General features: G+C 64.9%; 21 protein-coding genes. 11 read left to right on the plus strand and 10 right to left on the minus strand.

The genetic code is table 11. The features are described from left to right. Positions 1-118: 118 nt before the first annotated feature. Complete coding sequence (locus tag H8B02_RS01625; RefSeq protein WP_229164403.1) at positions 119-3298, plus strand: efflux RND transporter permease subunit; 3180 nt, start codon at positions 119-121, stop codon at positions 3296-3298. After that, complete coding sequence (locus H8B02_RS01630; protein ID WP_229164404.1) at positions 3285-4487, plus strand: efflux RND transporter periplasmic adaptor subunit; 1203 nt, start codon at positions 3285-3287, stop codon at positions 4485-4487. The genes H8B02_RS01625 and H8B02_RS01630 overlap by 14 nt, the downstream gene beginning before the upstream one ends. Positions 4488-4603: 116 nt before the next feature. On the opposite strand, the gene H8B02_RS01635 is transcribed toward H8B02_RS01630, so the two are convergent. Then, on the minus strand, positions 4604-6118 hold the full coding sequence (locus tag H8B02_RS01635) for an acetyl-CoA acetyltransferase (RefSeq protein WP_229164405.1): 1515 nt from the start codon (positions 6116-6118) through the stop codon (positions 4604-4606). Positions 6119-6259: 141 nt separating this feature from the next. Next, positions 6260-7393 (minus strand): nitronate monooxygenase, encoded by a 1134-nt coding sequence (locus H8B02_RS01640; RefSeq protein WP_229164409.1) that lies wholly within the window; start codon positions 7391-7393, stop codon positions 6260-6262. 282 nt (positions 7394-7675) lie between these two features. Between H8B02_RS01640 and yghU the strand changes: the two genes are divergently transcribed. Then, positions 7676-8554 (plus strand): glutathione-dependent disulfide-bond oxidoreductase, encoded by an 879-nt coding sequence (gene yghU / locus H8B02_RS01645; RefSeq protein ID WP_229164411.1) that lies wholly within the window; start codon positions 7676-7678, stop codon positions 8552-8554. A 106-nt stretch (positions 8555-8660) separates the two neighbouring features. On the opposite strand, the gene H8B02_RS01650 is transcribed toward yghU, so the two are convergent. The 5 genes from H8B02_RS01650 to H8B02_RS01670 all read right to left on the minus strand — a co-directional run bounded on the left by H8B02_RS01650 (position 8661) and on the right by H8B02_RS01670 (position 12815). Then, complete coding sequence (locus H8B02_RS01650) at positions 8661-8936, minus strand: GNAT family N-acetyltransferase (RefSeq protein ID WP_229164412.1); 276 nt, start codon at positions 8934-8936, stop codon at positions 8661-8663. A 9-nt stretch (positions 8937-8945) separates the two neighbouring features. After that, entirely contained in the window at positions 8946-9563 is a 618-nt protein-coding gene (locus tag H8B02_RS01655; RefSeq protein WP_229164413.1) for a flavin reductase family protein, read from the minus strand. Between the two features lie 139 nt (positions 9564-9702). After that, complete coding sequence (locus H8B02_RS01660) at positions 9703-10977, minus strand: acyl-CoA dehydrogenase family protein (RefSeq protein ID WP_229164414.1); 1275 nt, start codon at positions 10975-10977, stop codon at positions 9703-9705. A 174-nt stretch (positions 10978-11151) separates the two neighbouring features. Continuing rightward, the gene (locus H8B02_RS01665; RefSeq protein ID WP_229164415.1) at positions 11152-11529 is read right to left on the minus strand and encodes a VOC family protein; all 378 of its coding nucleotides are present in this window, start codon (positions 11527-11529) and stop codon (positions 11152-11154) included. A 503-nt stretch (positions 11530-12032) separates the two neighbouring features. Beyond that, positions 12033-12815, minus strand: coding sequence for an SDR family NAD(P)-dependent oxidoreductase (locus tag H8B02_RS01670; protein WP_229164419.1), 783 nt, complete (start codon positions 12813-12815; stop codon positions 12033-12035). 151 nt (positions 12816-12966) lie between these two features. On the opposite strand from H8B02_RS01670, the gene H8B02_RS01675 reads away from it, so the two are divergent. Genes H8B02_RS01675 through H8B02_RS01685 form a run of 3 tightly spaced genes read left to right on the plus strand, consistent with a single transcriptional unit; the run spans position 12967 to position 15120 of the window. Next, a complete protein-coding gene (locus tag H8B02_RS01675; RefSeq protein ID WP_229164420.1) occupies positions 12967-13761 on the plus strand; it encodes an enoyl-CoA hydratase/isomerase in 795 nt (264 codons plus the stop codon). Beyond that, on the plus strand, positions 13758-14744 hold the full coding sequence (locus tag H8B02_RS01680) for a phosphotransferase family protein (protein WP_229164421.1): 987 nt from the start codon (positions 13758-13760) through the stop codon (positions 14742-14744). The genes H8B02_RS01675 and H8B02_RS01680 overlap by 4 nt, the downstream gene beginning before the upstream one ends. A 1-nt stretch (position 14745) precedes the next feature. Continuing rightward, positions 14746-15120, plus strand: coding sequence for a DUF6285 domain-containing protein (locus H8B02_RS01685; RefSeq protein ID WP_229164423.1), 375 nt, complete (start codon positions 14746-14748; stop codon positions 15118-15120). A gap of 97 nt (positions 15121-15217) precedes the next feature. On the opposite strand, the gene H8B02_RS01690 is transcribed toward H8B02_RS01685, so the two are convergent. Further along, complete coding sequence (locus H8B02_RS01690; protein ID WP_229164432.1) at positions 15218-15997, minus strand: enoyl-CoA hydratase-related protein; 780 nt, start codon at positions 15995-15997, stop codon at positions 15218-15220. 220 nt (positions 15998-16217) lie between these two features. Between H8B02_RS01690 and H8B02_RS01695 the strand changes: the two genes are divergently transcribed. Next, positions 16218-17492, plus strand: coding sequence for an acyl-CoA dehydrogenase family protein (locus H8B02_RS01695; protein ID WP_229164434.1), 1275 nt, complete (start codon positions 16218-16220; stop codon positions 17490-17492). A gap of 122 nt (positions 17493-17614) precedes the next feature. Then, the gene (locus H8B02_RS01700) at positions 17615-18088 is read left to right on the plus strand and encodes a GFA family protein (RefSeq protein ID WP_229164436.1); all 474 of its coding nucleotides are present in this window, start codon (positions 17615-17617) and stop codon (positions 18086-18088) included. A gap of 164 nt (positions 18089-18252) precedes the next feature. On the opposite strand, the gene H8B02_RS01705 is transcribed toward H8B02_RS01700, so the two are convergent. Then, positions 18253-19833: a fatty acid--CoA ligase gene (locus H8B02_RS01705; RefSeq protein ID WP_229164439.1), complete on the minus strand. Its 1581-nt coding sequence runs from the start codon at positions 19831-19833 to the stop codon at positions 18253-18255. A 243-nt stretch (positions 19834-20076) separates the two neighbouring features. Next, the gene (locus H8B02_RS01710; RefSeq protein ID WP_229164441.1) at positions 20077-20952 is read right to left on the minus strand and encodes an SDR family oxidoreductase; all 876 of its coding nucleotides are present in this window, start codon (positions 20950-20952) and stop codon (positions 20077-20079) included. 101 nt (positions 20953-21053) lie between these two features. On the opposite strand from H8B02_RS01710, the gene H8B02_RS01715 reads away from it, so the two are divergent. From H8B02_RS01715 to ppc, 3 genes are all read left to right on the plus strand, one after another. Beyond that, a complete protein-coding gene (locus H8B02_RS01715; protein ID WP_229164443.1) occupies positions 21054-21866 on the plus strand; it encodes a crotonase/enoyl-CoA hydratase family protein in 813 nt (270 codons plus the stop codon). Positions 21867-22008: 142 nt separating this feature from the next. Further along, complete coding sequence (locus H8B02_RS01720) at positions 22009-23553, plus strand: acyl-CoA synthetase (protein ID WP_229164445.1); 1545 nt, start codon at positions 22009-22011, stop codon at positions 23551-23553. Positions 23554-23779: 226 nt separating this feature from the next. Next, complete coding sequence (gene ppc / locus H8B02_RS01725; RefSeq protein ID WP_229164447.1) at positions 23780-26587, plus strand: phosphoenolpyruvate carboxylase; 2808 nt, start codon at positions 23780-23782, stop codon at positions 26585-26587. The last annotated feature ends 30 nt before the right edge of the window (positions 26588-26617 follow it).

A 26617-nucleotide genomic window follows, 5' to 3' on the forward strand; every position in this document is an offset into this window, starting at 1 on the left:
CCGCGGCTCCGCCGGTTGGCGTTTTGCCCGTCATCGGGTAAATCGGCCGCTGCGGAACGGCTTTTGCAATGTCGATTCCTCTGCCCGGGGCGGGCTTCATTTCGGGAATGCTGCTTTTATGATCGCACTGGTCCGTATCGCGCTGAGCCGGCCATATACTTTCGTCGTGCTCGCGATCCTGCTCTTGATCATCGGACCGCTGGCGGCGCTGCGCACGCCGACCGACATCTTTCCCGACATCCGTATCCCCGTGATCGGCGTGGTCTGGCAGTACACCGGTCTGCCGCCCGACCAGATGGCCGGCCGTATTACTTCGCCGTTCCAGCGCGCGTTGACCACGACGGTCAACGACATCGAGCACATCACCGCCAACTCGTATAACGGGTTCGGCATCATCAAGATCTTCTTCCAGCCCAATGTCGACATCCGTACCGCCAACGCGCAAGTCACCGCGATTTCGCAGACCCTGCTCAAGCAGATGCCGCCGGGCGCGACGCCGCCGCTGATCCTGAACTACAGCGCCTCGACGGTTCCGATCATCCAGGTCGCATTGTCGGGCGAAGGCCTGACCGAGCAGAACCTCGCCGACATCGGCATCAACCAGCTGCGCACGCCGCTGGTCACGGTGCCCGGCGCCGCGATCCCGTATCCGTTCGGCGGCAAGCAGCGCCAGGTCCAGATCGATCTCAATTCGACCGCGCTGCAGGCGCGCGGCCTGTCCGGCCAGGACGTCGCTAACACGCTCGCGGCACAAAACCTGATCACGCCGGTCGGCACGCAGAAGATCGGCAATTTCGAATACACCGTAAACCTGAACAACTCGCCGCTCCGGATGGAGGAACTCGGCGATCTGCCGATCAAGCAGGTCAACGGCGCAATGGTCTATGTGCGTGACGTCGCCACCGTCCGCGACGGCAACCCGCCGCAGACCAACATCGTCCATGTCGACGGCAACCGTTCGGTGCTGATGATGGTGCTGAAGGCCGGCGCCACCTCGACGCTCGATATCATCTCCGGCATCAAGCAGAAGGTGATCGACGTCAAGGACCAGATGCCGGACGCGCTGAAGATCGGCTTCATCGGCGATCAGTCGGTGTTCGTCCGCGGCGCGATCACCGGCGTCGCCTTCGAGGGCGTGATCGCGGCGCTGCTCACCAGCGTGATGATCCTGTTGTTCCTCGGCAGCTGGCGCTCGACCGTCATCATCGCGGTGTCGATCCCGCTGTCGGTGCTCGGGGCCATCATCATGCTGTCCCTGATCGGCGAGACGCTGAACATCATGACGCTCGGCGGCCTTGCGCTCGCGGTCGGCATCCTGGTCGACGACGCCACGGTGACGATCGAGAACATCAACTACCATCTCGAGCAGGGCAAGCCGGTCGAGCAATCGATCCTCGACGGCGCCAACCAGATCGTGACGCCGGCCTTCGTCTCGCTGCTCTGTATCTGCATCGTGTTCGTGCCGATGTTCTTCCTGACCGGCGTGGCGCGCTTCCTGTTCGTGCCGATGGCCGAAGCTGTCATGTTCGCGATGATCTGGTCGTTCATCCTGTCGCGCACCTTGGTGCCGACCATGGCGAACTATTTGCTGCAGGCGCATGTCCATCACGACGGCGCGCCGCCGAAGTCGCGCAATCCGCTGGTCTGGTTCCAGCGCGGCTTCGAGGCGCGGTTCGAGCGCATCCGCGGCGGCTATCGCGGGTTGCTCGAGATGGCGCTCGGCCACCGCAAGGTGTTCGTCGGCGGCTTCCTCGCGGTCGTCGCCGCGTCGTTCGTGCTGGTGCCGTTCCTGGGGCGCAACTTCTTTCCGTCGGTCGACGCCGGCAACATCCTGATGCATGTCCGCACCCAGGTCGGCACCCGCGTCGAGGAGACCGCCAACCAGCTCGCCGACATCCAGAAGGCGATCCGCAAGCTGGTCCCCGGCGAGATCGAGACCATGACCGACAACATCGGCATGCCGATCTCCGGCATCAACATGACCTACAACAACACCGGCGTGATTGGTCCGCAGGACGGCGACATCCAGATCCGCCTGAAGGAAGGCCACAAGCCGACCGAGCAGCATGTCCGCACGCTGCGTGAGCAGTTGCCGCGGCTGTTCCCGGGCACCAGCTTCGCGTTCCTGCCGGCCGACATCGTCAGCCAGATCCTGAACTTCGGCGCGCCGGCGCCGATCGACCTGCAGATCCGCGGCGCCAACCTCGACGCCAACTTCGCCTACGCCAACAAGCTATTGGCGAAGATCAAGCGCATCCCCGGCATCGCCGACGCGCGGATCCAGCAGTCGCCGAACAATCCGACCTTCAACATCGATGTCGACCGCACCCGTGCGCAATATGTCGGCCTGACCGAGCGCGACGTCACCAACTCGCTGGTCGTCAACCTCGCCGGCTCCTCGCAGGTCGCGCCGACCTACTATCTCAATCCCGATAACGGCGTGTCCTATTCGATCGTGATGCAAACGCCGCAATATCAGATCGACTCGCTGAGCGCGCTGCAGACGCTGCCGATCACCGCGACCGGCAACACCCAGGCGCCGATCCTCGGCGGCATCGCCGACATCAAGCGCGCGACCTCGAGCGCGGTGGTGTCGCAATACGACATCCAGTCGCTGGTGCAGATCTACGCCACGACGCAAGGCCGCGATCTCGGCGGCGTCGCAACCGACGTGCGCCAGCTGATCGCCGACACCGCCAAGGAAGTGCCGAAGGGCTCTTCGGTCGTGCTGCTCGGTCAGGTGCAGACCATGAACTCGGCCTTCACCGGCCTGCTGTTCGGCCTGCTCGGCGCGGTCGTCTTGATCTACTTCCTGATTGTGGTGAACTTCCAGTCCTGGTCGGATCCGTTCGTGATCATCACGGCGCTGCCCGCAGCACTTGCCGGCATCGTCTGGATGCTGTTCACGACCCAGACCACGCTGTCGGTTCCGGCGCTCACGGGCGCCATCATGTGCATGGGCGTCGCGACCGCCAACAGCGTGCTCGTGATCAGCTTTGCCCGCGAGCGCTATGAGGAACTCGGCGATCCCGTCGCGGCCGCGCTGGAAGCCGGATTTGTCCGCTTCCGCCCGGTTCTGATGACCGCGCTCGCCATGATCATCGGCATGGCGCCGATGGCGCTGGGGCTCGGCGAGGGCGGCGAGCAGAACGCGCCGCTGGGCCGCGCCGTGATCGGCGGCCTGATCTTTGCAACCTTCGCGACGCTGATGTTTGTTCCCGTGGTATTCAGTATGGTACACAAGAAGCAAGGCGCCAAAGCCGCCGCCTCATCGGAGATTCCGCATGCCGCCCACTGAACAGCGCCCACCGGTGTCTCGCCGGAAATTGGGCATATTCGGCGTGGTCGCACTGGTCGGCGCGGGGCTGATCGTCGGCACCGGAATCCGCGCCCGCGAGGAGCAGGACACAAGGCTGAAGGAATGGACCGACGACCAGGCCATTCCGACCGTCGCCGTGGCGCTGCCGAATGCCAAGGCGCTGAGCCCCACGATCGACCTGCCGGGTCGGCTCGAGGCCTATTCCCGTGCGCCGATCTTCGCCCGGGTGTCCGGCTATCTCAAGAACTGGGACGCCGACATCGGCGCCCGCGTCAAGGCCGGCCAGGTGATCGCCGAGATCGAGGCGCCCGACCTTGATCAGCAATTGCTGCAGGCGCGCGCCGATCTCGCCAGCGCCCAGGCCTCGGCCAAGCTTTCAGAGGCCACGCTGACCCGGCGCAAGACGCTGGTCGCCTCGAACTTCGTCTCCGCCCAGGAGATCGACGAGCGCACCGCCGACCTCTCCAACAAGAACGGTGCGGTCAGGTCCGGCCAGGCCAATGTCGAGCGGCTGGAAGCGCTCGCCGGTTACAAGAAGATCACGGCGCCGTTCGACGGCGTGGTGACCTCGCGCGACACCGACGTCGGCGCGCTGATCAACGCCGGTGGCAACTCGGGTCCCGCGATGTTCACGATCTCGGACATCACCAAGCTGCGCGTCTACGTCAACGTGCCGCAGAACTACGTTCCGGCGATCAAGATCGGCGCCAAGGCCTCCTTGGTGATGCCGGATTACCCGAACCGCACGTTCCAGGCGACAGTGGAAGCCTCCTCGCAGGCGGTCGATGTCGCCTCCGGCACCACGCGGATGCAACTCGGGCTCGACAACTCCTCCGGCGAGCTGATGCCGGGCAGCTATGCCAGCGTGAAGCTCAATTTGCAGCGCGAGGCCGCGCCGCTCAGCATTCCGGCCAGCGCGCTGATCTTCAACGGCAACGGCCTGCGGGTCGCCACCGTCAACCCTGATGACAAGGTGCTGTTCAAGACCGTGAAGATCGGTCGTGACCTCGGCAAGGAGATCGAGATCGCCTCGGGCCTCGCCCCCGACGACCGCATCATCACCGCCCCGCCGGATGGCCTCGCCGACGGCGATCATGTCCGCGTCACCGGCGTCGGCGCCAAGGGCAAGCCGACGACCGCGTCGGAAAAGCAGGATGTGAAGGGGTAGGGCGTAGCCCCGCTCATCACGTTATGCCCGGGCTTGACCCGGGCATCCACGACTTCCTTTTGCTCCGCCAAGACGTGGATGGCCGGGTCAAGCCCGGGCATGACGGTATTGGTGGTTCAAGCTACCCGCCATTCCCGCACGCCGTCGCCGGCGGTGACGATGTCGCCCGTGGTGCCGACCGGCGTGCGGTCGAGGTTCTGCAGATAGGTCAACGTCGCCGTGTCGCTTGCCGGGATGCGGCCGAGCGTGCGCCTTCCGTCCTCGGTGCGCAGCATGGTGACGCCATGCTCGACCTCGCCATTGGCGCGATAGATCACGGTGAAGGCCTCGACCTTACCTTTCCCTGTCGCCTCCGCAGTGAAATCAGGCACGTTGCGACGGTGGCGATCGGCCTCCGTCTGCACGCTGGTCTCCTGCTTGAGTGCCGCCGTCGGCGCGGCGCGCGACAGCACGAGGCCATGGTGCTTGGTGACGAAGCCGCCCTGGCCATAGAGCAGGCCGAGTGTGCCGCCGCTGCGCAGCTTGCGCACCATCGCGCAGGCCGAATGCGTCATGTAGGTGTTCAGCGGCGCGCCGAAGAACGTCAGACCGCCGGTCACGGTCGGCTGCACGTCGACGCCCAAGCCGAGCGTCCGGCGCGCCATCTTCGGCACGCAGGGGAAGCAGCTATAGAGCTCGATCGCGTCGAACTTCCTGCCGTCGCCGCCGACGAGGTCCATCACCGCCTTCAGCACCGCATTCTGCGCGTGGCTCTCGACGAACTGGTCGCGGATCAGATAGTCGCGCGGCTCTTCGGCCGAGGCGCCCCCGAGCGGATAGATCAGTTTGTCCTCGGGCACGCCGGCGGCGCGCGCTTTCGCCAGGCTGGTCAGGATCAGCGCGCCGCCCATGTTCACCGTCGGGTTCGCCACCATCAGTTTTGTATACGGCCAGGCGATCATCCGGTTATCGGGCGTCGCAGTCGTGATCTGCTCGCCGCTGAAGCGCTTCTTGAGCCAGGAGTTCGGATTGTCGGCGGCGACGCGCGCATAAGTCGACCACAACTCGCCGGACTCGTTCAGCGCCTCGCGCGGCGTCTGACCCCAATGCGCTGAGGTCGCGGACTCATAGAGCGGATAGACCGTGATCGGCCGGAACACGCCGAGCGCAACCGCAAGCGGCTTCTGGAATGCGGCGCCGCGCTTCGGCTCCTCCACGTCGTGCGCGAACGGCGTCCACGGCAATTCGACGCCGGCGCGCTGCGCCTTGGTCGCGGTCGACTGCGCCTCCGCGCCGCAGACCGCGGCGACGCTGCATTCGCCGCGCGCGATGCGCTGCGCCGCCTCGTGCAGATAACGGATCGGGCTCTCGCCGCCGACCGGGCCGTAGTAGAGATGCGCCGGCGCAATGCCGAGTCGTTGCGCCAGCTGCTTCTCGGGATCGCGGTAGCGCCAGCTCAGGAAGTTGACGACGTCGAGCGACTGCACATCGGAGAGCAGCTTTGCGCCGCTGTCGGCCTCGGCGCGCTTCAGCGCCTCTTCCAGCAGGGTAAGCGGCTCGAGGCCGGCGGCGATGTCCTTGGGACGATCGACGATCTCGCCGACGCCGACGATGACGGGAATGCGGTCTTCGGGGATATGAGATGTGGTCATTTCTTCTTGCTTTGCTTTCTTTGGTACGCCGCCGCCCTTCGAGGCTCGCTGCGCTCGCTGCGGGCACACCGTCATCCTGAGGTGCGAACTCTGCGGCGCGTCAGCGCCGTTGGGCGAACCTCGAAGGATGGGCCACGTATTCTACTCCGCCACCAGCGCGTTCATGTGCTCGACGGCTTCGACGAAATCTTCCTTGAACTCCTGCACCACGGCGCCGGCGGACTTGACGCTGTCGACCAGGCCGACGCCCTGGCCGACGAAATAGCTGACGAGATCGCGCGCCTTCTCGTTGCCTGCCGCAGCCGCGCGGTCGATGGCGTTGAAGGCGTCGCGGCTGATGATGCTTTGCAGCGGCATCGGCAGCGCGCCGGGGCTGTCCGGCGAGCGGTCCCAGGCGTCGGTCCAGACCGAGCGGAGCTGCCGCGCCGGTTTGCCAGTGCGGCCCTTCGAGCGGATGGCATCGCGCGAGGATGCCGCGATCATCTTCTCGCGGAAGATCTCCGAGGTCTCCGACTCCACTGTCGCAAGCCAAATCGAGCCGGTCCAGGCGCCGGCCGCGCCCATCGCCATACAGGCCGCCATCTGGCTGCCGGTCATGATGCCGCCGGCAGCGAGCACCGGCACGTCGCGAATCTTCCTGACCGCCTTGATCACCTCGGGCACCAGCACCAAGGTCGAGACCTCGCCGCAGTGGCCGCCGGCCTCGGTGCCCTGCGCAACCAGAATGTCGACGCCGGCCGCGACCTGACGCAGTGCATGTTCTTTGGAGCCGACCAGCGCCGCCACCGGCACGCCGTGCTTGCGGCCCATCTCGATCATCGCCTTCGGCGGCACGCCGAGCGCGTTCGCGATCAGCCGGATCGGATGGCGGAACGAGACCTCGAGCAATTGCAGCGCGGTCTCGGCATCGAACGGCTGCGGCTGGTTGTCGGCGACACTCTGCGTCGTGAGCTCGATGTTGTATTTCTTGAGGAGATTGCGGGTGAAATCGCGATGCTCCTGGGAGACGCGTTTTTCAAGGCTCTTCCAGGTGACGTTCTTCTCACCCGCGGTCGAGATGTTTTCGGGGATCAGCACGTCGATGCCGTAGGGCTTGCCGTCGACGTGATCGTCGATCCATTTCAATTCCTGCTCCAGCGTCTCCGGCAGATACCGGGTCGCGCCGAATACGCCGAAGCCGCCGGCGCGGCTGACCGCCGCCACCACGTCGCGGCAATGGCTGAAAGCGAGCAGGGGGAATTCAATTCCCAGCATGTCGCAGATCGGTGATTTCATGGGTCGGTTTTCTCCCGGCAGCCGTTTTTTGTGCTTGTTGGCATCAGGCTTCCGCGACGCTAGCGCATCATGGATGGTCAAGCCAAGCTGGTTTCCACTACGGCGATCTTGCGTGCAGGCGCTGCTCTGGCAGCATCCCTCGCGATGCATTCCGCAAGGTAGAAAATGCGAGAGTACGGGCTGGGCAAAGCCGAGCGCGCCCACCATCTAGTGCGAGCATGCGGATGGGCACGACGGTCGCCGGCCCAGCCTTTGGAAAAACGTAAACCGGGAGCCAACGACGTGACTGACACCTCTGCCTACGAGCCGCCGAAAGTCTGGACCTGGAACAAGGAGAGCGGCGGGCGCTTCGCCAGCATCAACCGGCCGATCGCCGGCCCCACCCATGACAAGGAATTGCCGGTCGGCCGTCATCCGCTGCAACTCTACTCGCTGGCGACGCCGAACGGCGTCAAGGTCACCGTGATGCTGGAGGAGCTGCTGGCGGCGGGTCACAAGGGCGCAGAATACGACGCCTGGCTGATCAAGATCGACGGCAACCAGTTCGGTAGCGGCTTCGTTGCGGTCAATCCGAATTCGAAGATTCCGGCACTGATGGACCGCAGCGGACCGGAGCCGATCAGGGTATTCGAGTCGGGCTCGATCCTGGTCTATCTCGCGGAAAAGTTCGGCGCGTTCCTGCCGACCGAGGTCAAGAGCCGCGCCGAAACCTTCTCCTGGCTGTTCTGGCAGATGGGCTCGGCGCCCTATCTCGGCGGCGGCTTCGGGCATTTCTATGCCTATGCGCCGACCAAGATCGAATACGCCATCGATCGCTTTGCGATGGAGGTCAAGCGCCAGCTCGACGTGCTCGACCGCCGCCTCGCCGACAACGAATATCTTGCGGGCGACGTCTACACCATCGCCGACATGGCGGTGTGGCCGTGGTACGGCAGCCTCGCCAAGGGCCTGCTCTACGGCGGCGGTGAATTCCTCTCGGTGCAGGATTACAAAAACGTGCAGCGCTGGACCGACGCAATCGCGGCACGGCCCGCGGTGAAGCGCGGCCGCATGGTCAACCGCACCTGGGGCGAGCCGTCGAGCCAGCTCCACGAGCGGCATGACGCCAGCGATTTCGAGACCAGGACGCAGGACAAGATCGGCGAGCAGGCGGCGTCGTAATTTGCGTAGCTGCGTAGGGCGGATTAGCCGAAGGCGTAATCCGCCATCATGCGCGGACGGGTCGGCGGGTTACGCCTTCGGCTAACCCGCCCTACGCGTCCGTGCTTCACCCGAGTAGATCGTCGTACTCCGGATGCTTCTTCATGAAGCCCTGGATGAATTCGCATTTCACGACGAGCTTGATGTTCTGCGCGCGGACGGCGTCGAGCGTCGCGCGGGCGAGTATTGAGCCGATGCCGCGGCCGCCGAGCTCCGCCGGCACCTCGGTGTGAACCAGCGTGATCGTATCCGGCGTCTTGCGGTAGACCACGAAGGCGGTGGCGCCATCGACGGCGAGTTCGAACCGGCTCTGTGCCGGGTTGTCGTGGAATGCTTCGCTCATTGTCTTGTCCTATTTCTTCTTTGCGCCCTCGGCCGCGGGAAACACCACGCGGTCGTCGGTGCGGCAGTAGCGGTCGGCGAACATGCGGCCGATCGGGTGGTAGCGCTCCATATGGACGCGCATCGCTTCACGATCCCACAATTCGTCGCGGATGTGGAAGTGGATGCCTTCGCCCATGATCAGCTGGCGGTCGCCGTTGACGTCGATCAGCTTCCAGGTCTTGCACTCCATCGCGAACGGCGCGTCGGCAAGCCGGGGCACCGCGATCCTGCTGGAGGGCGCGAGCTTCAGGCCGAGATAGTCGGGCTCGCCGATCTCGGGCGGGAAATCGCCCGAAGTCTCGTGCATCGCACGCGCCAGCGGCTCGTCGGTGAGGTTGACCACGAACTCGCCCAGGCGCTGGATATTGACCAGCGTGTCCTTCTCGCGACCGTCCGGCCTTCGGTTGACCGCGAACATGCAGAGCGGCGGGTCCTCGCAGAACACGTTGAAGAACGAGAACGGCGCCGCGTTGACCACGCCGTCCGCGCCCAGGCTCGTCACCCAGGCGATCGGCCGCGGCAGCACGAAGGAGGTCAGCACCTTGTAGCGTTCGCGCTGGCTGAGGTCGCTTGGGGAATATTCCATGGGGTGTCCGAAAACGTGGGGCGGGCTAGCGAAGCGTAACCCGCCGCGAGCGGACAAGAAGGCAAAAGGCGGGTTACGCTTGCGCTAACCCGCCCTTCCGCTTGTTCGCCTCCCCGCACGCGGGGAGGAGACGACAAGCTTACGTCATGCTCAGTTCGTGGCGGCCGACCACCATCCAGTGCACCTCGTCCGGACCGTCGGCGAAGCGCAGATGGCGGACGTCCTGGTACATTTCGCCGAGCGGGGACCATTGCGAGATGCCGGTGGCGCCGTGCATCTGGATTGCCTGGTCGATCACCTTGCAGGCGCGCTCGGGCACCATGGCCTTGACCATCGAGACCCAGACGCGGGCTTCCTTGTTGCCGAGCACGTCCATCGCCTTGGCCGCCTTCAACACCATCAGGCGCATCGCTTCGATCTCGCAGCGCGCCTGGGCGATGATCTGCATGTTGCCGCCGAGATGGGCGATCTTTTTGCCGAACGCTTCGCGGGTGAGGCCGCGCTGCACCATCATGTCGAGCGCCTTCTCGGCCTTGCCGATGGTGCGCATGCAGTGATGGATGCGGCCCGGTCCGAGCCGGACCTGCGAAATCTCGAAGCCGCGGCCTTCGCCGAGCAGCATGTTCTCCTTCGGCACCTTCACATTGTTGAAGCGCAGATGCATGTGGCCGCGCGGCGCGTGATCATGGCCGAACACGTGCATCGGGCCCAGGATCTCGACGCCGGGGGTGTCGATCGGCACCAGGATCTGCGACTGCTGCTTGCTCGGCGCCGCGTCCGGATTGGTCTTCACCATCACGATCATGATCTTGCAGCGCGGGTCGCCGGCGCCCGAGATGTAATACTTCTCGCCGTTGATCACCCACTCGTCGCCGACCAGCTTTGCGGTGGTCGAGATGTTCTTGGCGTCGGAGGAGGCGACGTTCGGCTCGGTCATCGCATAGGCCGAGCGGATCTCGCCGTTGAGCAGCGGCTTCAGCCACCTCTCCTTCTGCGCCTTGGTGCCGACGCGCTCCAGCACTTCCATGTTGCCGGTGTCGGGCGCCGAGCAGTTCATCGTCTCGGAGGCCAGCGGGCTCTTGCCGAGCTCGGCGGCGATATAGGCGTAGTCGAGGTTGTTGAGGCCGTCGCCGGTTTCGGCGTCGGGCAGGAAGAAGTTCCAGAGACCGACCTCCTTCGCCTTGTCCTTGGCCTTCTGCAGGATCGCGAGCTGTTGGTCCGTGAAGCTCCAGCGGTCGGTCTTCTTCTCGCCGGCGCGATAGAACTCGACCGACATCGGGTCGACCGTGTCGCGGATGAACTGCTTCACATGGTCGTAGAGCGGGCGGACCTTCTCCGACATGCGGAGGTCGTTGAGCTCGTCGCCCGGATTGAGCGTGTAGTTCGTCGTGCGCGGCACATAGGCATGCTTCATTGTCGTTTCTCCCGTCGCGAAGGCGCGTTTCGCGGCGGACAATAAACGCGTGCGGCGCGAAGCGCGAGTACCGATTTTCCGATCATCTCTACCGCATCGCGGAATATCGCGACGGCGTTTCAAACGTTGTTTGAACGCCGCCGCGTACAGCGTGAAAGAGTCAGCGCACGCCGGCTAGGTCATCCGGTGCATGGCGCAGATCTTGTTGCCGTCGAGGTCACGCAAATAGGCGAGGTAGAGCTTGATGCCGTTACCCTCGCGCACGCCCGGCGGGTCCTCGCAGGTCTTGCCGCCATTGGCGATGCCGGCCGCGTGCCAGGCGTGGACCTGCTCCGGCGAAGAGCAGGCGAAGCCGATCGTGCCGCCATTGGCGTGGGTCGCCGGTTCGCCGTTGATCGGTTTGGAAACCATGAAAATGCCGGCCTTGGTGAGATACATGATGCGGTGACCGTCGACCCGGGCCGGCCGGACATCGAGCGTGCCCAGCAGCGCATCATAAAACGCCTTGGTCTTGTCCAGATCGTTGGTGCCAACCATCACGTGTGAAAACATCTGAAATATCCTCCCTGTCGTTGACCAAAGCCGCTTTGTCGCGTGCTTGCCGCTCGAACGCTTAGCAGCAGTTTTGCCGCGACGGAAGCGACGCTGCGTCGCGCCGCGCACTCTCCTTTCGTCATTCCGGGGCGTGCGAAGCACGAGCCCGGAATCCATTCATCCACCTTTTGCTCGGGGCCCATGGGTGCGATCGGCACCCGGCATTCCCTGCGCCCTCTGTTCAATCAGAGGAGCAAGTTAACGCAAGACTCGAACGCGCCAGCGCCGCGAGGATGCGGATTATGATTCAATCTGGCACCACATATTCGATGTCGTCCCGGGCAAGCCAACGGGTCGGCGCGAAGCGCCGCCCGATGACAGGCTCCGCGCGACCCGGGACCCATAACTACCGTTGCTCATTGCGTTACGACGCTGTGGCCAGCTTGCTTCAACAACGGCGTCCTGTGGTTATCGGTCCCTGCATTCGCAGGGACGACACCGGTGATGCGGCAAGAGTCAGGCTAGAACGCGGTGTACCCGCCGTCGATCACGAAGCAATCCGCCGTATGATAGGACGACGCCTTGCTCATGAGGTAGACGGCGATGCCGCCGAAATCGCTCGGCTCGCCGAAGCGGCGTACCGGGATGCGCGGCATCACATTGGCGACGAACTTGTCGTTGGCCATGATGCCGGCGGTCATGTCGCTCTTGATCCAGCCGGGCAGGATTGCATTCGCGGTGACGCCGTGGCGGGCGAGCTCGACGCCGAGCGCGCGGCACAGCGCGTTCAGCGCGGCCTTGGTGCCGGCATAGTGCTCGTTGCGCGCGGTGCCGAACAGCGAGGCGAGGCTCGAGGTCGCGACCAGCCGGCCGAACTTGTCGCCGGCCTCGGCGCGCTCGGTCATGTGGCGTGCCGCAGCCTGGAATACGTGAAACACGCCGTCGAGATTGGTCGCGAACATCCTGCGCCATTCCTCCTCGGTACGGTCGATGAAGGAGCGGCGTCCGCCGCCGCCGATGCCGGCATTGGCGAAGCAGCCGTCGACGCGGCCGAAGGTGTCGAGCGTCGCCTTCATCGCGGTCTTGACCGAGCCGGGATCGGTGACGTCGCAGAATTGGGTTGCGACCTTGCCGGGCGCGGCCTTCATCGAGGCCGCGGCGTTGGCGTTTTTTTCCGCGTTGCGGCCCCAGATCGCGACGTTGCAGCCGGCGGCGTTCAACGCCTGCGCGATGCCGAGGCCGATACCGCCATTGCCGCCGGTGATGACAGCGACGCGGCCGGTGAGATCGAAGATGCCACTCATTGGGGTTTCCATTTGGTTTGGTGCGCGCTAATCACGCGTTCACGGATGGGCTTGCCGCCGACCATGGACAAGCCCGGCACAAAAATCAAATATGGGTCGAAGCATCGACCTACCGCGGTACCAACCGCCGCGACAACGTAAAGAGGAAACCATGCAGTTCAAGCACGTCACGCTCGACTTCGACGGATCGGTCGCGATCCTCAAACTCGACCATCAGGAAGTCATGAACGCGGTCTCGATCGACATGCTGGGCGGCCTTGCCGAGGCGCTCGATGCGATCGACGACAGGCGCGACGAGGTGCGCTGCCTGGTGATCACGGGCGCGGGCAGGGCCTTCTGCACCGGCGCTAATCTGCAGGGCCGCAACCAGCAGCAGAAGCCCGGCAAGAGCAACGCCGGCGCGGCGCTGGAGACCGCGTTCCACCCGTTCCTGCGCCGATTGCGTAAGCTGCACTGTCCGATCGTGACGGCGGTGAACGGCCCGGCCGCCGGCGCCGGCATGAGCTTCGCATTGATGGGCGACCTCATTCTGTGCGCGCGCTCGTCCTATTTCCTGCAGGCGTTCCGCCGCATCGGCCTGGTGCCGGATTGCGGCTCGACCTGGCTGCTGCCGCGGCTGATCGGCAAGGCGCGCTCGGTCGAGCTGTCGCTGCTCGGCGAGCGGCTGCCGGCCGAGAAGGCGCTGGAATGGGGCCTCGTCAACCGCGTCTATGACGACGGCGCGCTGATGGAGGAGACCATGAAGCTGGCGCACGATCTGGCCAATGGCCCGACGGTCGCGCTGTCGCTGATCAGAAAACTGTATTGGGACAGCCCGGAGAATTCGTTCGAGGAGCAGCTCAACCAGGAATTCGAGTCGCAGCGGATCGCGGGTGGTGCCGAGGATTTCAAGGAAGGTGTCACCGCGTTCCTCGAGAAGCGGCCGGCGAAGTTCAAGGGCAAATGATCGAGACCGAGCTCACCCGCTGCGTCGCCTCGTTTCATCCTGGCGCGACCGGCGTCACCGGCGCCGCAAAACTATCCGGCGGCGCCAGCCAGGAGACCTGGACGTTCGACATCGTGCACCCGAACGGCAATGTCGGCGCGATCCTGCGCCGCGCGCCGCCGGGCTACGGTGCCGCGCCCGGCCGCGCCGCCGGCCTAGATGCCGAGGCGACGCTGATGCAGCTCGCGCATGACGCGGGCCTGCCGTCGCCGAAGGTGATGCATGTCTTGAGCCCGGAGGACGGCCTCGGCCGCGGCTTCATCATGGCGCGGGTCGAAGGCGAGACCATCGCGCGCAAGATTTTGCGCGACGAGGAATTTGCCAAGGCGCGGCCGATCCTGGCCCGCCAGCTCGGCCGCGTCATCGCCGGCATTCATGGCCTGCCACAGGCAAAACTGCCGCAGCTGCGCAGCCTGACGGCGACCAAGGAGATCGAGGATCTCGCCCGTGAATATCACAGCTTCAACTGGCCGCGGCCGGTGTTCGAACTGGCGCTGCGCTGGCTGCGCGATCACGATCCCGGTCCGTCGTCCGAGGTGACGCTGGTGCACGGCGATTTCCGTCACGGCAATCTGATCGTCGGCCCCGACGGGGTGCGCGCGGTGCTCGACTGGGAGCTCGCGCATACCGGCGATCCGATGGAGGATCTCGGCTGGATCTGCGTCAATTCGTGGCGCTTCGGCGAGATCGACAAGCCGGTCGGCGGCTTCGGCTCCCGCGAGGACCTGTTCGCGGGCTATGAAGAAGCCGGCCGCAAAGCCGACCCCGACCGCGTGATGTTCTGGGAAGTGATGGGCACGCTGCGCTGGGGCGTGATGTGCTGCGGCATGATGCAGCGCTTCCGCTCCGGCCCCGATCACTCGATGGAGCGCGCGATGATCGGGCGGCGCGCGTCGGAGACCGAGATCGATCTGCTTAGGTTACTCGTACCGAGAGGTCGTTGAGATGCAGGATGAACCGACACCCACCGAACTGATCAAGGCCGTCGCCGATTTCCTGCGCAACGAGATCGCGCCTGCAATCAAGGGGCACAATAGCTTCAAGCTGCGCGTTGGCATCAACGCGCTCGATCTGGTGACGCGGCAGCTCGCGCTCGCCCAGGCGGATGATGCGACCGAGGCCGCGCGGCTGAAGCAACTGCTCGGCGCGGACGGCACGCTGATGGAGCTCAACCGCGCGCTGTCGGAGAAGATCGCACGCGGCGAGGTCGATCTGACAACGCCGGGGCTATCGGAGCATCTCTGGCAGAGCACGATGGACAAGCTCGCCGTCGATCAGCCGAACTACGCGTCGTACAAGAGGGAGTTGGGGAATACGTAGGATGGGTAGAGAGCTTCGCTCTATCCATCCTACAAGCTGTCATTCCGGGGCGCCGCAAAGCGGCGAGCCCGGAATGACGGGTGAAGGAAGGTTGTTGCTACCGCCCCAGCCACTTCGGCGGGCGCTTCTCCGAGAACGCCTTCGGGCCCTCGATGTAATCCTGCGAAGCGGCCATCGCCTTCACCGCCGGATATTCGCGCTGCTCGGCGAGCGCCTGCTCGAGCGAGACTTCGAGGCCCTTCTGGATCGCCTGCTTGGAGGCGCGGATCGACATCGGCGAGTTCTTGGCGATGGTCTCGGCCCAGCGCTCGGCTGCGGCCAGCGCCTCGCCATGCGGCACCACCTCGTTGACGAAGCCGAGCTCGAGCCCTTCCTTGGCGCTGACATGGCGCGCGGTCAGGATCATGCCCATGGCGCGCTTCAGCCCGATCTGGCGCGGTAGCCGTTGCAGGCCGCCGGCGAGCGCCGCGAGGCCGACGCGCGGCTCGGGCAGGGCGAAGGTCGCGTTCTCCGAGGCAATGATCAGGTCGCAGGCCAGCGCGACCTCGAACCCGCCGCCCATCGCGACGCCGTTGACGGCGGCGATGATCGGCTTGTCGCAGTCGAAGCGGGTGGTGAGCCCGGCAAAGCCGCCCTTGTCCCAGCCGCGCTTGCCGCCCGCGGCCTGCCATTTCAGGTCGTTGCCGGCGCAGAACGCCTTGTCGCCGGCGCCGGTGACGATCGCGACCCACTGCTCGGGATCGGCGGAGAAGTCGTCGAACACCTTGTTGAGCTCGAAATGCGCGTCGATATGCAGCGCATTGTAAACCTCGGGCCGCGACAGCGTCACGATGGTGATGGGACCCTTGCGCGTCACCTTGGAGAATTTCAGATCCATGTTTGCTCCCGTCGATTTTCTGCGGCGAAGAATATGGCTGATATCCTACCGCCTGCGGCTCGTTCCGCGCCATCCAATTACGCAACGCGACCGCGCGCGCAAGCCTCATCGGCCTGCTTGACTTGGCCGCGTGCTTCTCACCTTAATCGGTTCGACTGCGGATGCGCGATAGCGCCTAAACGCAAAACCAGAATCAACAATATCTTCGGGAGAGACCGCCTTGGATTTCAATCTGCCGGCCGACCTGACAGCCTATCTCGCCGAGCTCGATCGCTTCATCGAACGCGAGATCAAGCCGCTGGAAGCGGCTGACGACAACATCCGCTTCTTCGATCATCGCCGCGAATGGGCGCGCACCGATTTCGACAAGGGCGGCCTGCCGCGCCGTGAATGGGAGCTCTTGCTGCGCAAGGTCAAGAACCTGGCCGACGCCGCGGGTCATCTGCGCTTCGCGATCCCGAAGCGTTACGGCGGCAAGGACGGCTCCAACCTCTGGATGGCTGTGATCCGCGAACATTTTGCCTCAAAGGGTCTCGGCCTGCACAACGATCTGCAGAATGAGCACTCGATCGTCGGCAATCTGCCCATCGTGACCATGCTCGACCGCTATGGAACCGACGAGCAGAAGGCGATGATCGACGGCTCGATCACCGGCAAGTACCGCATCACGTTCGGTCTCACGGAGCCCGAGCACGGTTCCGATGCAACGCATATGGAAACCAGGGCGGTGCCGGCGACGCGTGACAACGTCAAGGGCTGGATCATCAACGGCGAGAAGATGTGGACCACCGGCATGCATGTCGCGACCCATTGCGCGCTGTTTGCCCGCACCTCCGGCAATGACGGCGACGCGCGCGGCATCAGCTGCTTCCTGGTGCCGGCGAAATCGCCGGGTGTGAAGGTCGAAGAGTATATGTGGACCTTCAACATGCCGACCGATCATCCGCGGGTCAGCTTCACCGACGTGTTCGTGCCCGAGGATGCGCAGTTCGGCGAGGTTGGCCGCGGCCTGTCGCTGGCGCAATGCTTCGTGCATGAGAACCGCATCCGCCAGGCGGCGAGCTCGCTCGGCGCTGCGGTCTATTGCATCAACGAGAGCGTGAAGTATGCCCGCGAGCGCAAGCCGTTCGGCAAGGCGCTGGCGGAGAACCAGGCGATCCAGTGGCCGCTGGTCGAGCTCGCGACCCAGGCCGAGATGCTGCGGCTGTTGATCCGCAAGACCGCCTGGGAGATGGATCAACTGACCCAGGCGCAGGTCGAGCACACGCTGTCGGACCGAGTCTCGATGTGCAATTTCTGGGCAAACCGTCTGTGCTGCGAGGCCGCCGACCGCGCGATGCAGGTGCATGGCGGCATGGGCTATTCGCGCCACAAGCCGTTCGAGCACATCTATCGTCACCACCGCCGCTATCGCATCACCGAAGGCAGCGAGGAGATCCAGAAGCGCAAGGTGGCGGGCTTCCTGTTCGGCTACATGGGCGCCGGCAAGCATTGAGACGCCAGAGCGTTTTCGAGCGAAGTGGATACCGGTTCGCGTGAAGAAAACGCGTCAAAAATGAATCTGGAGTTCCGTTCCGATTCCTCGGAACGGAACTCCAGCCGGGGAGGTGGCACGACATGGAAGGTGGATGCACCTGCAGAAACGTCCGCTACCGCCTCACTGGCAGGCCGCTGATCGTGCACGCCTGTCACTGCACCTGGTGCCAGCGCGAGACCGGCACCGTGCATGCGCTCAACGCGATGTACGAGGCCGAGCGGGTCGAGCACATCGCAGCCGAGCCCGAGATCGTGGACACGCCGTCGGCGAGCGGCAAGGGGCAGAAGATCGCCCGCTGCCCGCGCTGCAAGGTCGCGGTCTGGAGCAATTATCCGGGCTCGGGACCGGCGGTGCGCTTCGTCCGCGTCGGCACGCTGGATGATCCGAACCAGTGCCCGCCCGATGTCCACATCTTCACGTCGTCGAAGCAGCCCTGGGTGACGTTCCCCGCTGGCGCAAAAGTGTTCGCCGAGTATTACGATAGGAGAGAGGTCTGGCCGAAAGAGGCGCAGGAGCGCTGGCGGGTCTTGCGCGAGAGGATGAAGAAGACGTGATGGACGCTTGTCTCACCAGCGTCGTCCCTGCGAAAGAAAGCAGGGACCCATAACCACAGTCGGCTATTGGTTGAACGAGATGTGGCCCCAGCGTGTTACCACCGCGAACAACGGTGGTTATGGGTCCCGGCTCGCGCTTCGCTTGGCCGGGACGACAGAGAGGGCTAGTTCACCTGCCGGTCCTTGCCCACCCAATACGGTTCACGCAGGCTTCGCCGCAGGATCTTGCCCGACGGGTTGCGCGGCAGCGCCGGGATGAAGTCGACCGATTTCGGCGTCTTGTAGCCCGCGATCCGTTCGCGGGTGAAGTTGATGATGTCGGTCGCCGTCGCGCTCTTGCCCGGCTTCATCACCACCACCGCCTTGACCGCCTCGCCCCATTTGTCGTCGGGAATGCCGATCACAGCGGCTTCCGCGACGTCAGGGTGATCGCACAGCGCGCTCTCGACTTCGGCCGGATAGATGTTCTCGCCGCCGGAGATGATCATGTCCTTGATGCGGTCGTGGATGTAGAGATAGCCGTCACGGTCCATGTAGCCGGCATCGCCGGTGCGCAGCCAGCCGTCGCTATCGATCGTGCGCGCGGTGGCCTCGGGCAGATTCCAGTAGCCGGCCATGTTGGAGCCGGAGCGGGTGGCGATCTCGCCGACTTCGCCCGGCGGCAGCGGCTTGCCGTCCGGATCGAGGATCGCAAGCTCGATGCCGGGCAGCGCCTTGCCGGCGGAACGCATGCGGTCGAGCCCCTCGATGTGATCCTCCGGCGGCAGCGCGACAATGGTGCCGGTGGTCTCGGTCATGCCGTACATCTGCACGAAGCCGCATTTGAAGACCTCGATGCACTCCTTCAGCAGCGCCGCCGGGATCGGGGAAGCGCCGTAGAGCATGTATTTCAGGCGCGAGAAGTCGACCTGCTGCGCGCGCGGCTGCCGCACCACGAACTGCATCGCGGCCGGCACCATGAACAGCTTTGTGATGCCGGACTGCTCGAAGAAGTCGAGCACCTTGGTCGGGTCGAACTCGCGGGCGATCACGCCGCGGGCGCCGTGATAGAGCCCCATCACGCCCCAGCCGGAGCCGCCGATGTGGAAGATCGGCATCGCGACCAGCGAAACGTCGTCGGTGGTCCACCGGTTCCATTCCGGCTTCTCGGCCTCGTTGCCGCTCTGCACCAGATTGAGGAAGTTGGCGTGCGACAGCATCGCGCCCTTCGGCTTGCCGGTCGTGCCCGAGGTGTAGAGCTGGATCGCGATATCCTTCGGCTCGATCGCAATGCGTGGGTCGTCGCCGCTCTGCGCGTCGCGCCAGGCGAGATAGTCGGGCCATTCCGGCGCGCCGCCCTCGGTCGTGATGATGGTGCGGACGCTCGGCAGTTTGTCCCTGATGTTGCGCGCCTGCGTAATGAACTCGGGACCGACGAACAGGATAGGAGCCTTGCAGTCCTCGACGATGAAGGCGACCTCGGGGCCTGCGAGCCGCCAGTTCACCGGCGCCATCACCACGCCGGCCTTCATCGCGCCCATCAGCAATTCAAAATAGAAGTCGCTGTTCTTGCCGAGATAGGCGATGCGCTCGCCTTTCTTGATACCCATCTCGATCAGGGCGTTGGCGACGCGGTTGGTCTTGACGTCGAATTCGGCGAAGCTGGTCTGCCGGCCCTCGAACTCATAGGCCAGCGCATCGCCGCGGCTCCTGGCGCGGTCTCGCACCATGTCGGCAAGGTTGCTCAGTTTCGGCGCGTCGGACATGTTTCCCCCGTGACGTCTTATTTTGGTTGCGCAGAGTGTGGCGGCATCCGGCAGCAAAGACAATACGGGGGAAGTGGCCGCGATGTTTCAACATCGTCGTCCCGGCGGAGGCCGGGACCCATTGCCACAAATGTTGGTTTGGCGCGACGCTGGGGCCACAGCGTGCGCCGCCGCAGAGAGCGGTGGTTATGGGTCCCGGCCTTCGCCGGGACGACAGTGGTGGTTGAGGCGCAAGCGCGGGCTTCAGCCCCGCGCCGCGCGATCCTTCTCGTTCTGCGCCTTGATCGAGTCGCGCGCCTTGGTCCAGTCGTCGTCGCTCCAGTCGCGGAGTTGGTAGAAATTGCCGCCCATCGCGAGCGCCTGCGCGCCGTCCATGGCAATGGTCTCGCCGTTGATCCAATCGCAGCCGCCGGAGATCAGGAACACGGCGAGGTTCTGCAACTCGTCCATGGTACCGACGCGGCCCATCGGGTTCATCGCCTTGGTGCGCGCGCCGGCCTCGTCGCCGGGCTTGATGCGCTTGCTCATGCCCTCGGTCGGGATCTCGCCCGGCGCGATGGTGTTGAGGCGGATGCCGTGGCGGCCCCATTCGATCGCGAGCGACATGGTCATGGCATGGATCGCCGACTTGCTCATCGCCGATGGCACCACGTAGGGCGAGCCGTTGCGCACCCAGGTCACGGTGATCGACACCACGTTGCCGCGATGCCCGCCGGCGATCCAGCGCCGGCCCACTGCGTGCGTCACATAAAACGTGCCGTGCATCACGATGTTGGCCACTGCATCAAACCCGCGCGCGGAGAGCTCTTCCGAGCGCGAGATGAAATTACCGGCGGCGTTGTTGATGAGATCGGTGAGCGGACCGCTGGTGGTCCAGATCGCCTCGATCATCTCGTCGACCGCCATCGCGTTGCGGATATCGACGCCGTGGCTGACCACGCGTCCGCCATGCTCGGCCATCAGCTCGGTGGCGGTTTCGTCGCAAACGCTCTTGCGGCGGCCGCAGATATGCACCTCAGCCCCGAGCTGCAGGAACCGCGAAGCCATGGCCTTGCCAAGGCCGGTGCCACCACCGGTTACCAGTATGCGCCGCCCGGCAAGAAGCTGATCAGAGAACATCGTTTCCTCCACGGGGGTTGTCAGTTAATTGGTCGATTGACTAAAAGCGGACAACGGCCTTTGTGTAAAGCGCCAACTCAAGGAACAAAGCGGAGGGAATGATGGAAGATCGCGTTTCGATATCGATTTCAGACGGTATCGCCGATGTCCGCCTGGTGCGGGCGGACAAGATGAACGCGCTCGATGCCGCGATGTTCGAGGCATTGGTCGCCGCAACCGACCGGCTTTCCAAGGAAAAAGGCGTTCGGGTCGTCGTGCTGTCCGGCGAGGGCCGGGCCTTCTGCGCCGGCCTCGACATGGGCCGGTTCGCCGCCATGAAGGACGGCGGTAATGGGGTACCCGGCGGCGAGAACCGTGACCTCACCATCCGCACCCACGGCAAGGCCAATTTCGCGCAGCAGGCGGTCTGGGGCTGGCGCCAGCTTCCGGTGCCCGTGATCGCCGCGGTCCATGGCGTCGCGTTCGGCGGCGGCTTCCAGCTCGCGCTCGGCGCCGACATGCGCTTCCTGTCGCCGGATGCGCGGATGTCGATCATGGAGATCAAATGGGGCCTCGTCCCCGACATGGCCGGCACGCCGATCCTCGCGAGCCTGGTACGCGACGATATCCTGCGCGAGCTCACCTACACCGGCCGCATCTTCTCGGCGCAGGAAGCCCAGAGCTATGGCCTCGCCACCCGCGTCTGCGACGATCCGCGCGCCGCCGCGCTCGAAGTCGCGCGCGAGATCGCCGGTAAGAGCCCGGATGCGATCCGTGCCGCCAAGCGGATGCTGAACAATCTGTCGGTCGATCCGGCCGCCGCGCTGCTTGCGGAATCCGTCGAGCAGCAGAAGTTGCTCGGCAGCCCGAACCAGACCGAATCCGTGCGCGCCAATCTGGAGAAGCGGGCGCCAAGGTTTGCGGATGTGGGGTGATCCTTCCGTCATTCCGGCGCGATGCGCAGCATCGAACTATGGTGCGCAATTGCGCACCAGGGAATCTCGAGATTCCGGGTCTGGTCCTTCGGACCAACCCGGAATGACCACGTAACCCGACGAGAGATCGGATCAAGACAAAATGGAAACGTCCCAACCCTTCCTCGGCATCATCAGCGGTGGTCGCCGGCGCGATCACGCTGCGGTCGCCGGGCGCACTGAACGCATTGCCAGCGGCCTGAACAAGCTCGGCGTCAAACCGGGCGACAGCGTCTGCATGCTGATGCGAAACGACATCGCCTTCATCGAGGCGGCCTATGCGGCGATGCGGCTCGGCGCCTATGGCGTGCCGATAAACTGGCACTTCAAGCCGGAGGAGATCAACTACGTGCTGACGGATTCCGGCACGCGCGTCCTGATCGGCCACACCGACATGCTGCACCCGCTGCGCGGTGCGATCCCGCCCGATGTCACCGTGCTCAGCGTGCCGACGCCGCCGGAAATCCTCGCCAACTACAAGATCAATCCCGATCATCTCGCGACGCCCGATTTCGCGATCGATTTCGAATCCTGGCTGGCGCAATTCCCGCGCTATGACGGCCCTGTGGTGCCGCAGCCGCAGAACATGATCTACACCTCGGGTACCACGGGCCATCCGAAGGGCGTGCGCCGCTTCGCGCCGACGCCGGAACAGACCGCCAATGCGGAAGCAATGCGCGGGATGATCTACGGCCTGAGGCCGGGAGCACGCGCGATCCTGCCGGGACCGCTCTACCATTCGGCGCCGAATTCCTTCGGGCTGCGTTCCGGCAAGCTGGGCGGCGCGCTGGTGCTGATGCCGCGCTTCGACGCGGAGGAATTTCTGCACCTGATCGAGCGCGAGAAGATCGACACCATCTTCATGGTGCCGACGATGTTCATCCGCCTGATGAAGCTGCCGGAGGAGGTGCGCCGGAAGTACGACATGTCGTCGCTGCGCCACATCATCCATGCCGCCGCGCCCTGTCCGCCCGACGTCAAGCGCGCCATGATCGAATGGTGGGGGCCGGTGATCTACGAATTCTACGGCTCGACCGAGTCAGGCGCCGTGACGTTCGCCACTTCCGAGGACGCGCTGAAGAAGCCCGGCACGGTCGGAAAGATCTCGCCCGGTGCCGAGCTTCGCTTCGTCGGCGACGACGGCAAGGAGGTGCCGCAGGGACAGATCGGCGAGATCTACTCGCGGATCGCGGGCAATCCCGATTTCACCTATCACAACAAGTCCGAGAAGCGCGCCGAGATCGACCGGCAGGGATTCATCACCTCGGGCGACGTCGGCTATATCGACGCCGACGGCTACGTCTTCATCTGCGACCGCAAGCGCGACATGGTAATATCAGGCGGCGTCAACATCTATCCGGCCGAGATCGAGGCCGTGCTGCATGCGGTGCCCGGCGTGCATGATTGCGCGGTGTTCGGCATTCCCGACGCCGAGTTCGGCGAGGCGCTGCTGGCGGTGGTCGAGCCGCAGCCCGGCGTGACGCTCGACATCGCCTCCGTCCGCGCCCAGCTCAAGACCGCACTCGCCGATTACAAGGTGCCCAAGCACATCGAGATCCAGACCAATTTGCCGCGGGAGGATTCCGGAAAAATCTTCAAGCGCCGGCTGCGCGATCCGTATTGGGAGCGGGCCGGGCGGAGGATCTAGGATCTAGGGCCGCAAACTCGCCGTCGTCCCGGCGAAGGCCGGGACCATAACCAAGAGTGGCAGTGTTGCGCATCGCTGTGGCCCCAGCCGGCCAACCACAGCCGACTGTGGTTCCTGCTTTCGCAGGGACGACGGCCGAGTGTGCAGCGCTTCCAAGTTCATCTTGCGCTGCGGCAAAAAAAGCGCACACTCCGGAGGAACCCGGCAGCCTCTGGAGTAGTCCGCCATGTCACCCCAGACCATGCCTTCCGAGACCGACCTCGGTGCCAGGAGTGCCGCAGAAGCCAGTCTCCTTGAGAAGGCGGCACAAGAGGAGGATGCCCGGCTCCGGAACGACATCCGGCTCCTGGGGCGCGTGCTGGGCGATACGGTGCGCGACCAGGAAGGCGCCGATGTGTTCGACCTGGTCGAGCGGATCCGCCAGACCTCGGTCCGGTTCCATCGCGACGAGGACAAGCTGGCGCGGCGGGAGCTGGAAGGCATCCTCGACGGCATGTCGATCGCCGAGACGCTGCAGATCGTCCGCGCCTTCAGCTATTTCTCCCACCTCGCCAACATTGCCGAGGACCAGAACAACATTCGCCAGATGCGCAGCCGCGGCCCCAGCGGGGCGCCGCGGCCGAGCACGCTGGAGCAGACGCTGGTCCATGCCCGCCAGGCCGGAATCAGCCCGGCCGACCTGCGCAGCTTCTTCAGGAACGCGCTGGTCAGTCCGGTCCTGACCGCGCATCCGACCGAGGTCCGCCGCAAGAGCACGATGGACCGCGAGATGGAGATCGCCGACCTGCTCGACCGCCGCGAGCGGCTGCAGATGACGCCGGAGGAGAGCGAGGCCAGCGACGAACAGCTGCGCCGCGCGGTCGTGACGTTGTGGCAGACCAACCTGCTGCGCCGGACCAAGCTCACCGTGCTCGACGAGGTCGCCAACGGCCTGTCGTTCTACGATTACACCTTCCTGCAGGAAGTCCCGCGCGTGCATTGCGCGCTGGAGGACCGCCTGAACAACGAGGGCGGCGAGGCGGGCGAACTCGCCTCGTTCCTCCGGATGGGAAGCTGGATCGGCGGCGACCGCGACGGCAATCCGTTCGTCACGGCGGAGGTGATGCGCGGCACGCTGCGGCTGCAGTCGAGCCGGGTGCTCAGCTTCTATCTCGAACAGCTGCATACGCTCGGCGCCGAGCTGTCGCTCGCGGCGCATCTCGCCGACATCTCGGACGAATTGCGGATCCTTGCCGAGCGCTCGCCGGACACCTCGCCGCATCGGAGCGGCGAGCCGTATCGTCTGGCGGTATCCGGCATCTATGCGCGGCTCGCAGCCACCGCCATGCGGCTCGAGGTCGAGACCACGCGGCCGCCGGTCGGCAAGGCCGAACCCTATGCGAGCGTGAATGAGTTCCAGGCCGATCTTGACGTGCTCAATCGCTCGCTGATCGCCAACAATTCCGGCGTGATCGCGCGTGGCCGGCTGCGGCAGTTGCGGCGCGCGGTGGATTGCTTCGGCTTCCATCTGGCGCGGCTCGACATCCGCCAGAACTCTGCAGTGCATGAACGCACCATCGCCGAGCTGCTCGACACCGCAAATCCCGGCATGTCCTATCTGGCGCTAGGCGAGGATGCACGCGTCAGCCTGCTGCTCGGCGAATTGCGCAACGCGCGGCCGCTGGCGTCGCCCTTCGTCAAATATTCCGATGAGACGCAGGGCGAGCTCGCCGTGTTCCGGGCCGCGGCCGAGGCCCACGCCAGGTTCGGTCCTGAAGTGATCCCCCAATGCATCATTTCGATGTGCAAGGGCATGTCCGACATGCTCGAGGTGGCGGTGCTGCTGAAGGAGGTCGGGCTGGTCAACCCGTCCGGCCGCAGCGCCATCAACATCGTGCCGCTGTTCGAGACCATCGAGGATCTGCAGGCCTCGAGCGGCATCATGGACCGCATGCTGGTGCTGCACGACTATCGCAAGCTGGTCGACAGTCTCGGCAGCGTGCAGGAGGTGATGCTCGGCTATTCCGACAGCAACAAGGATGGCGGCTTCGTCACCTCGGGCTGGGAACTCTACAAGGCCGAGATCGGCCTCGTCGAGGTGTTCGAACGGCACGGCGTGCGGCTGCGCTTGTTCCACGGCCGCGGCGGCTCGGTCGGCCGCGGCGGCGGCCCGAGCTATGATGCGATCATCGCGCAGCCCGGCGGTGCGGTGAACGGCCAGATACGCATCACCGAGCAGGGCGAGATCATCTCGTCGAAATATTCCAATGCCGAGGTCGGCCGCAGCAATCTGGAGATACTGGCCGCCGCGACGCTGGAAACCAGCCTGCTGCAGCCGCGGCAGAACGCGCCGCGCCCCGAATATCTCAAGGCGATGGAGGAGATTTCCGCGCTCGCGTTCAAGGCCTATCGCGGTCTCGTCTATGAGACCGAAGGCTTCGCCGACTATTTCTGGGGCTCGACCGTCATCAACGAGATCGCGACCTTGAACATCGGCAGCCGTCCGGCCTCGCGCAAGAAGACCCGCGAGATCGAGGACCTGCGCGCCATTCCGTGGGTGTTCTCCTGGGCGCAATGCCGGCTGATGCTGCCGGGCTGGTATGGCTTCGGCAGCGCGGTCGAGACCTGGATTGCCGGGCATCCCGAGCAGGGCATGCCGTTCCTGCAGGAACTCTACAGGGAATGGCCGTTCTTCCGGACGCTGCTCTCCAACATGGACATGGTGCTGGCGAAGAGCTCGATCGCGATCGCCTCGCGTTACGCCGAGCTGGTGCCAGACGTCGCGTTGCGCGAGACGATCTTTGGCCAGATCCGCCGCGAGTGGCATCTCTCGATCGAGACGCTGCTCGACATCATGGGCCACGACCGGCTGTTGCAGGGCAATCCGCTGCTGGAGCGCGGCATCCGCAACCGCTTCCCCTACCTCGACCCGCTCAATCACGTGCAGGTCGAGCTACTCAAGGAGCATCGCGCGAAGGACCCCGACGAGCAGGTGCTGCGCGGGATTCAGATCACGATCAACGGGATCTCGGCGGGGTTAAGGAACAGCGGCTAGCCACAGCGTCGTCCCGGCGAACGCCGGGAC

The organism is Bradyrhizobium altum, assembly GCF_020889705.1.
Classification (GTDB): Bacteria; Pseudomonadota; Alphaproteobacteria; order Rhizobiales; family Xanthobacteraceae; genus Bradyrhizobium; species Bradyrhizobium altum.

What these genes read in the sequence shown, in the direction of transcription:
- H8B02_RS01665 (WP_229164415.1), bottom strand. Translation starts at nt 11,529, where the DNA reads ATGTTTTCACACGTGATGGTTGGCACCAACGATCTGGACAAGACCAAG.
- H8B02_RS01655 (WP_229164413.1), bottom strand. Translation starts at nt 9,563, where the DNA reads ATGGAATATTCCCCAAGCGACCTCAGCCAGCGCGAACGCTACAAGGTG.
- H8B02_RS01715 (WP_229164443.1), top strand. Translation starts at nt 21,054, where the DNA reads ATGGAAGATCGCGTTTCGATATCGATTTCAGACGGTATCGCCGATGTC.
- H8B02_RS01680 (WP_229164421.1), top strand. Translation starts at nt 13,758, where the DNA reads ATGATCGAGACCGAGCTCACCCGCTGCGTCGCCTCGTTTCATCCTGGC.
- H8B02_RS01630 (WP_229164404.1), top strand. Translation starts at nt 3,285, where the DNA reads ATGCCGCCCACTGAACAGCGCCCACCGGTGTCTCGCCGGAAATTGGGC.
- H8B02_RS01650 (WP_229164412.1), bottom strand. Translation starts at nt 8,936, where the DNA reads ATGAGCGAAGCATTCCACGACAACCCGGCACAGAGCCGGTTCGAACTC.
- H8B02_RS01705 (WP_229164439.1), bottom strand. Translation starts at nt 19,833, where the DNA reads ATGTCCGACGCGCCGAAACTGAGCAACCTTGCCGACATGGTGCGAGAC.
- H8B02_RS01640 (WP_229164409.1), bottom strand. Translation starts at nt 7,393, where the DNA reads ATGAAATCACCGATCTGCGACATGCTGGGAATTGAATTCCCCCTGCTC.
- H8B02_RS01720 (WP_229164445.1), top strand. Translation starts at nt 22,009, where the DNA reads ATGGAAACGTCCCAACCCTTCCTCGGCATCATCAGCGGTGGTCGCCGG.
- H8B02_RS01685 (WP_229164423.1), top strand. Translation starts at nt 14,746, where the DNA reads ATGCAGGATGAACCGACACCCACCGAACTGATCAAGGCCGTCGCCGAT.
- H8B02_RS01625 (WP_229164403.1), top strand. Translation starts at nt 119, where the DNA reads ATGATCGCACTGGTCCGTATCGCGCTGAGCCGGCCATATACTTTCGTC.
- H8B02_RS01675 (WP_229164420.1), top strand. Translation starts at nt 12,967, where the DNA reads ATGCAGTTCAAGCACGTCACGCTCGACTTCGACGGATCGGTCGCGATC.
- H8B02_RS01710 (WP_229164441.1), bottom strand. Translation starts at nt 20,952, where the DNA reads ATGTTCTCTGATCAGCTTCTTGCCGGGCGGCGCATACTGGTAACCGGT.
- H8B02_RS01660 (WP_229164414.1), bottom strand. Translation starts at nt 10,977, where the DNA reads ATGAAGCATGCCTATGTGCCGCGCACGACGAACTACACGCTCAATCCG.
- H8B02_RS01700 (WP_229164436.1), top strand. Translation starts at nt 17,615, where the DNA reads ATGGAAGGTGGATGCACCTGCAGAAACGTCCGCTACCGCCTCACTGGC.
- H8B02_RS01635 (WP_229164405.1), bottom strand. Translation starts at nt 6,118, where the DNA reads ATGACCACATCTCATATCCCCGAAGACCGCATTCCCGTCATCGTCGGC.
- ppc (WP_229164447.1), top strand. Translation starts at nt 23,780, where the DNA reads ATGTCACCCCAGACCATGCCTTCCGAGACCGACCTCGGTGCCAGGAGT.
- H8B02_RS01670 (WP_229164419.1), bottom strand. Translation starts at nt 12,815, where the DNA reads ATGAGTGGCATCTTCGATCTCACCGGCCGCGTCGCTGTCATCACCGGC.
- H8B02_RS01690 (WP_229164432.1), bottom strand. Translation starts at nt 15,997, where the DNA reads ATGGATCTGAAATTCTCCAAGGTGACGCGCAAGGGTCCCATCACCATC.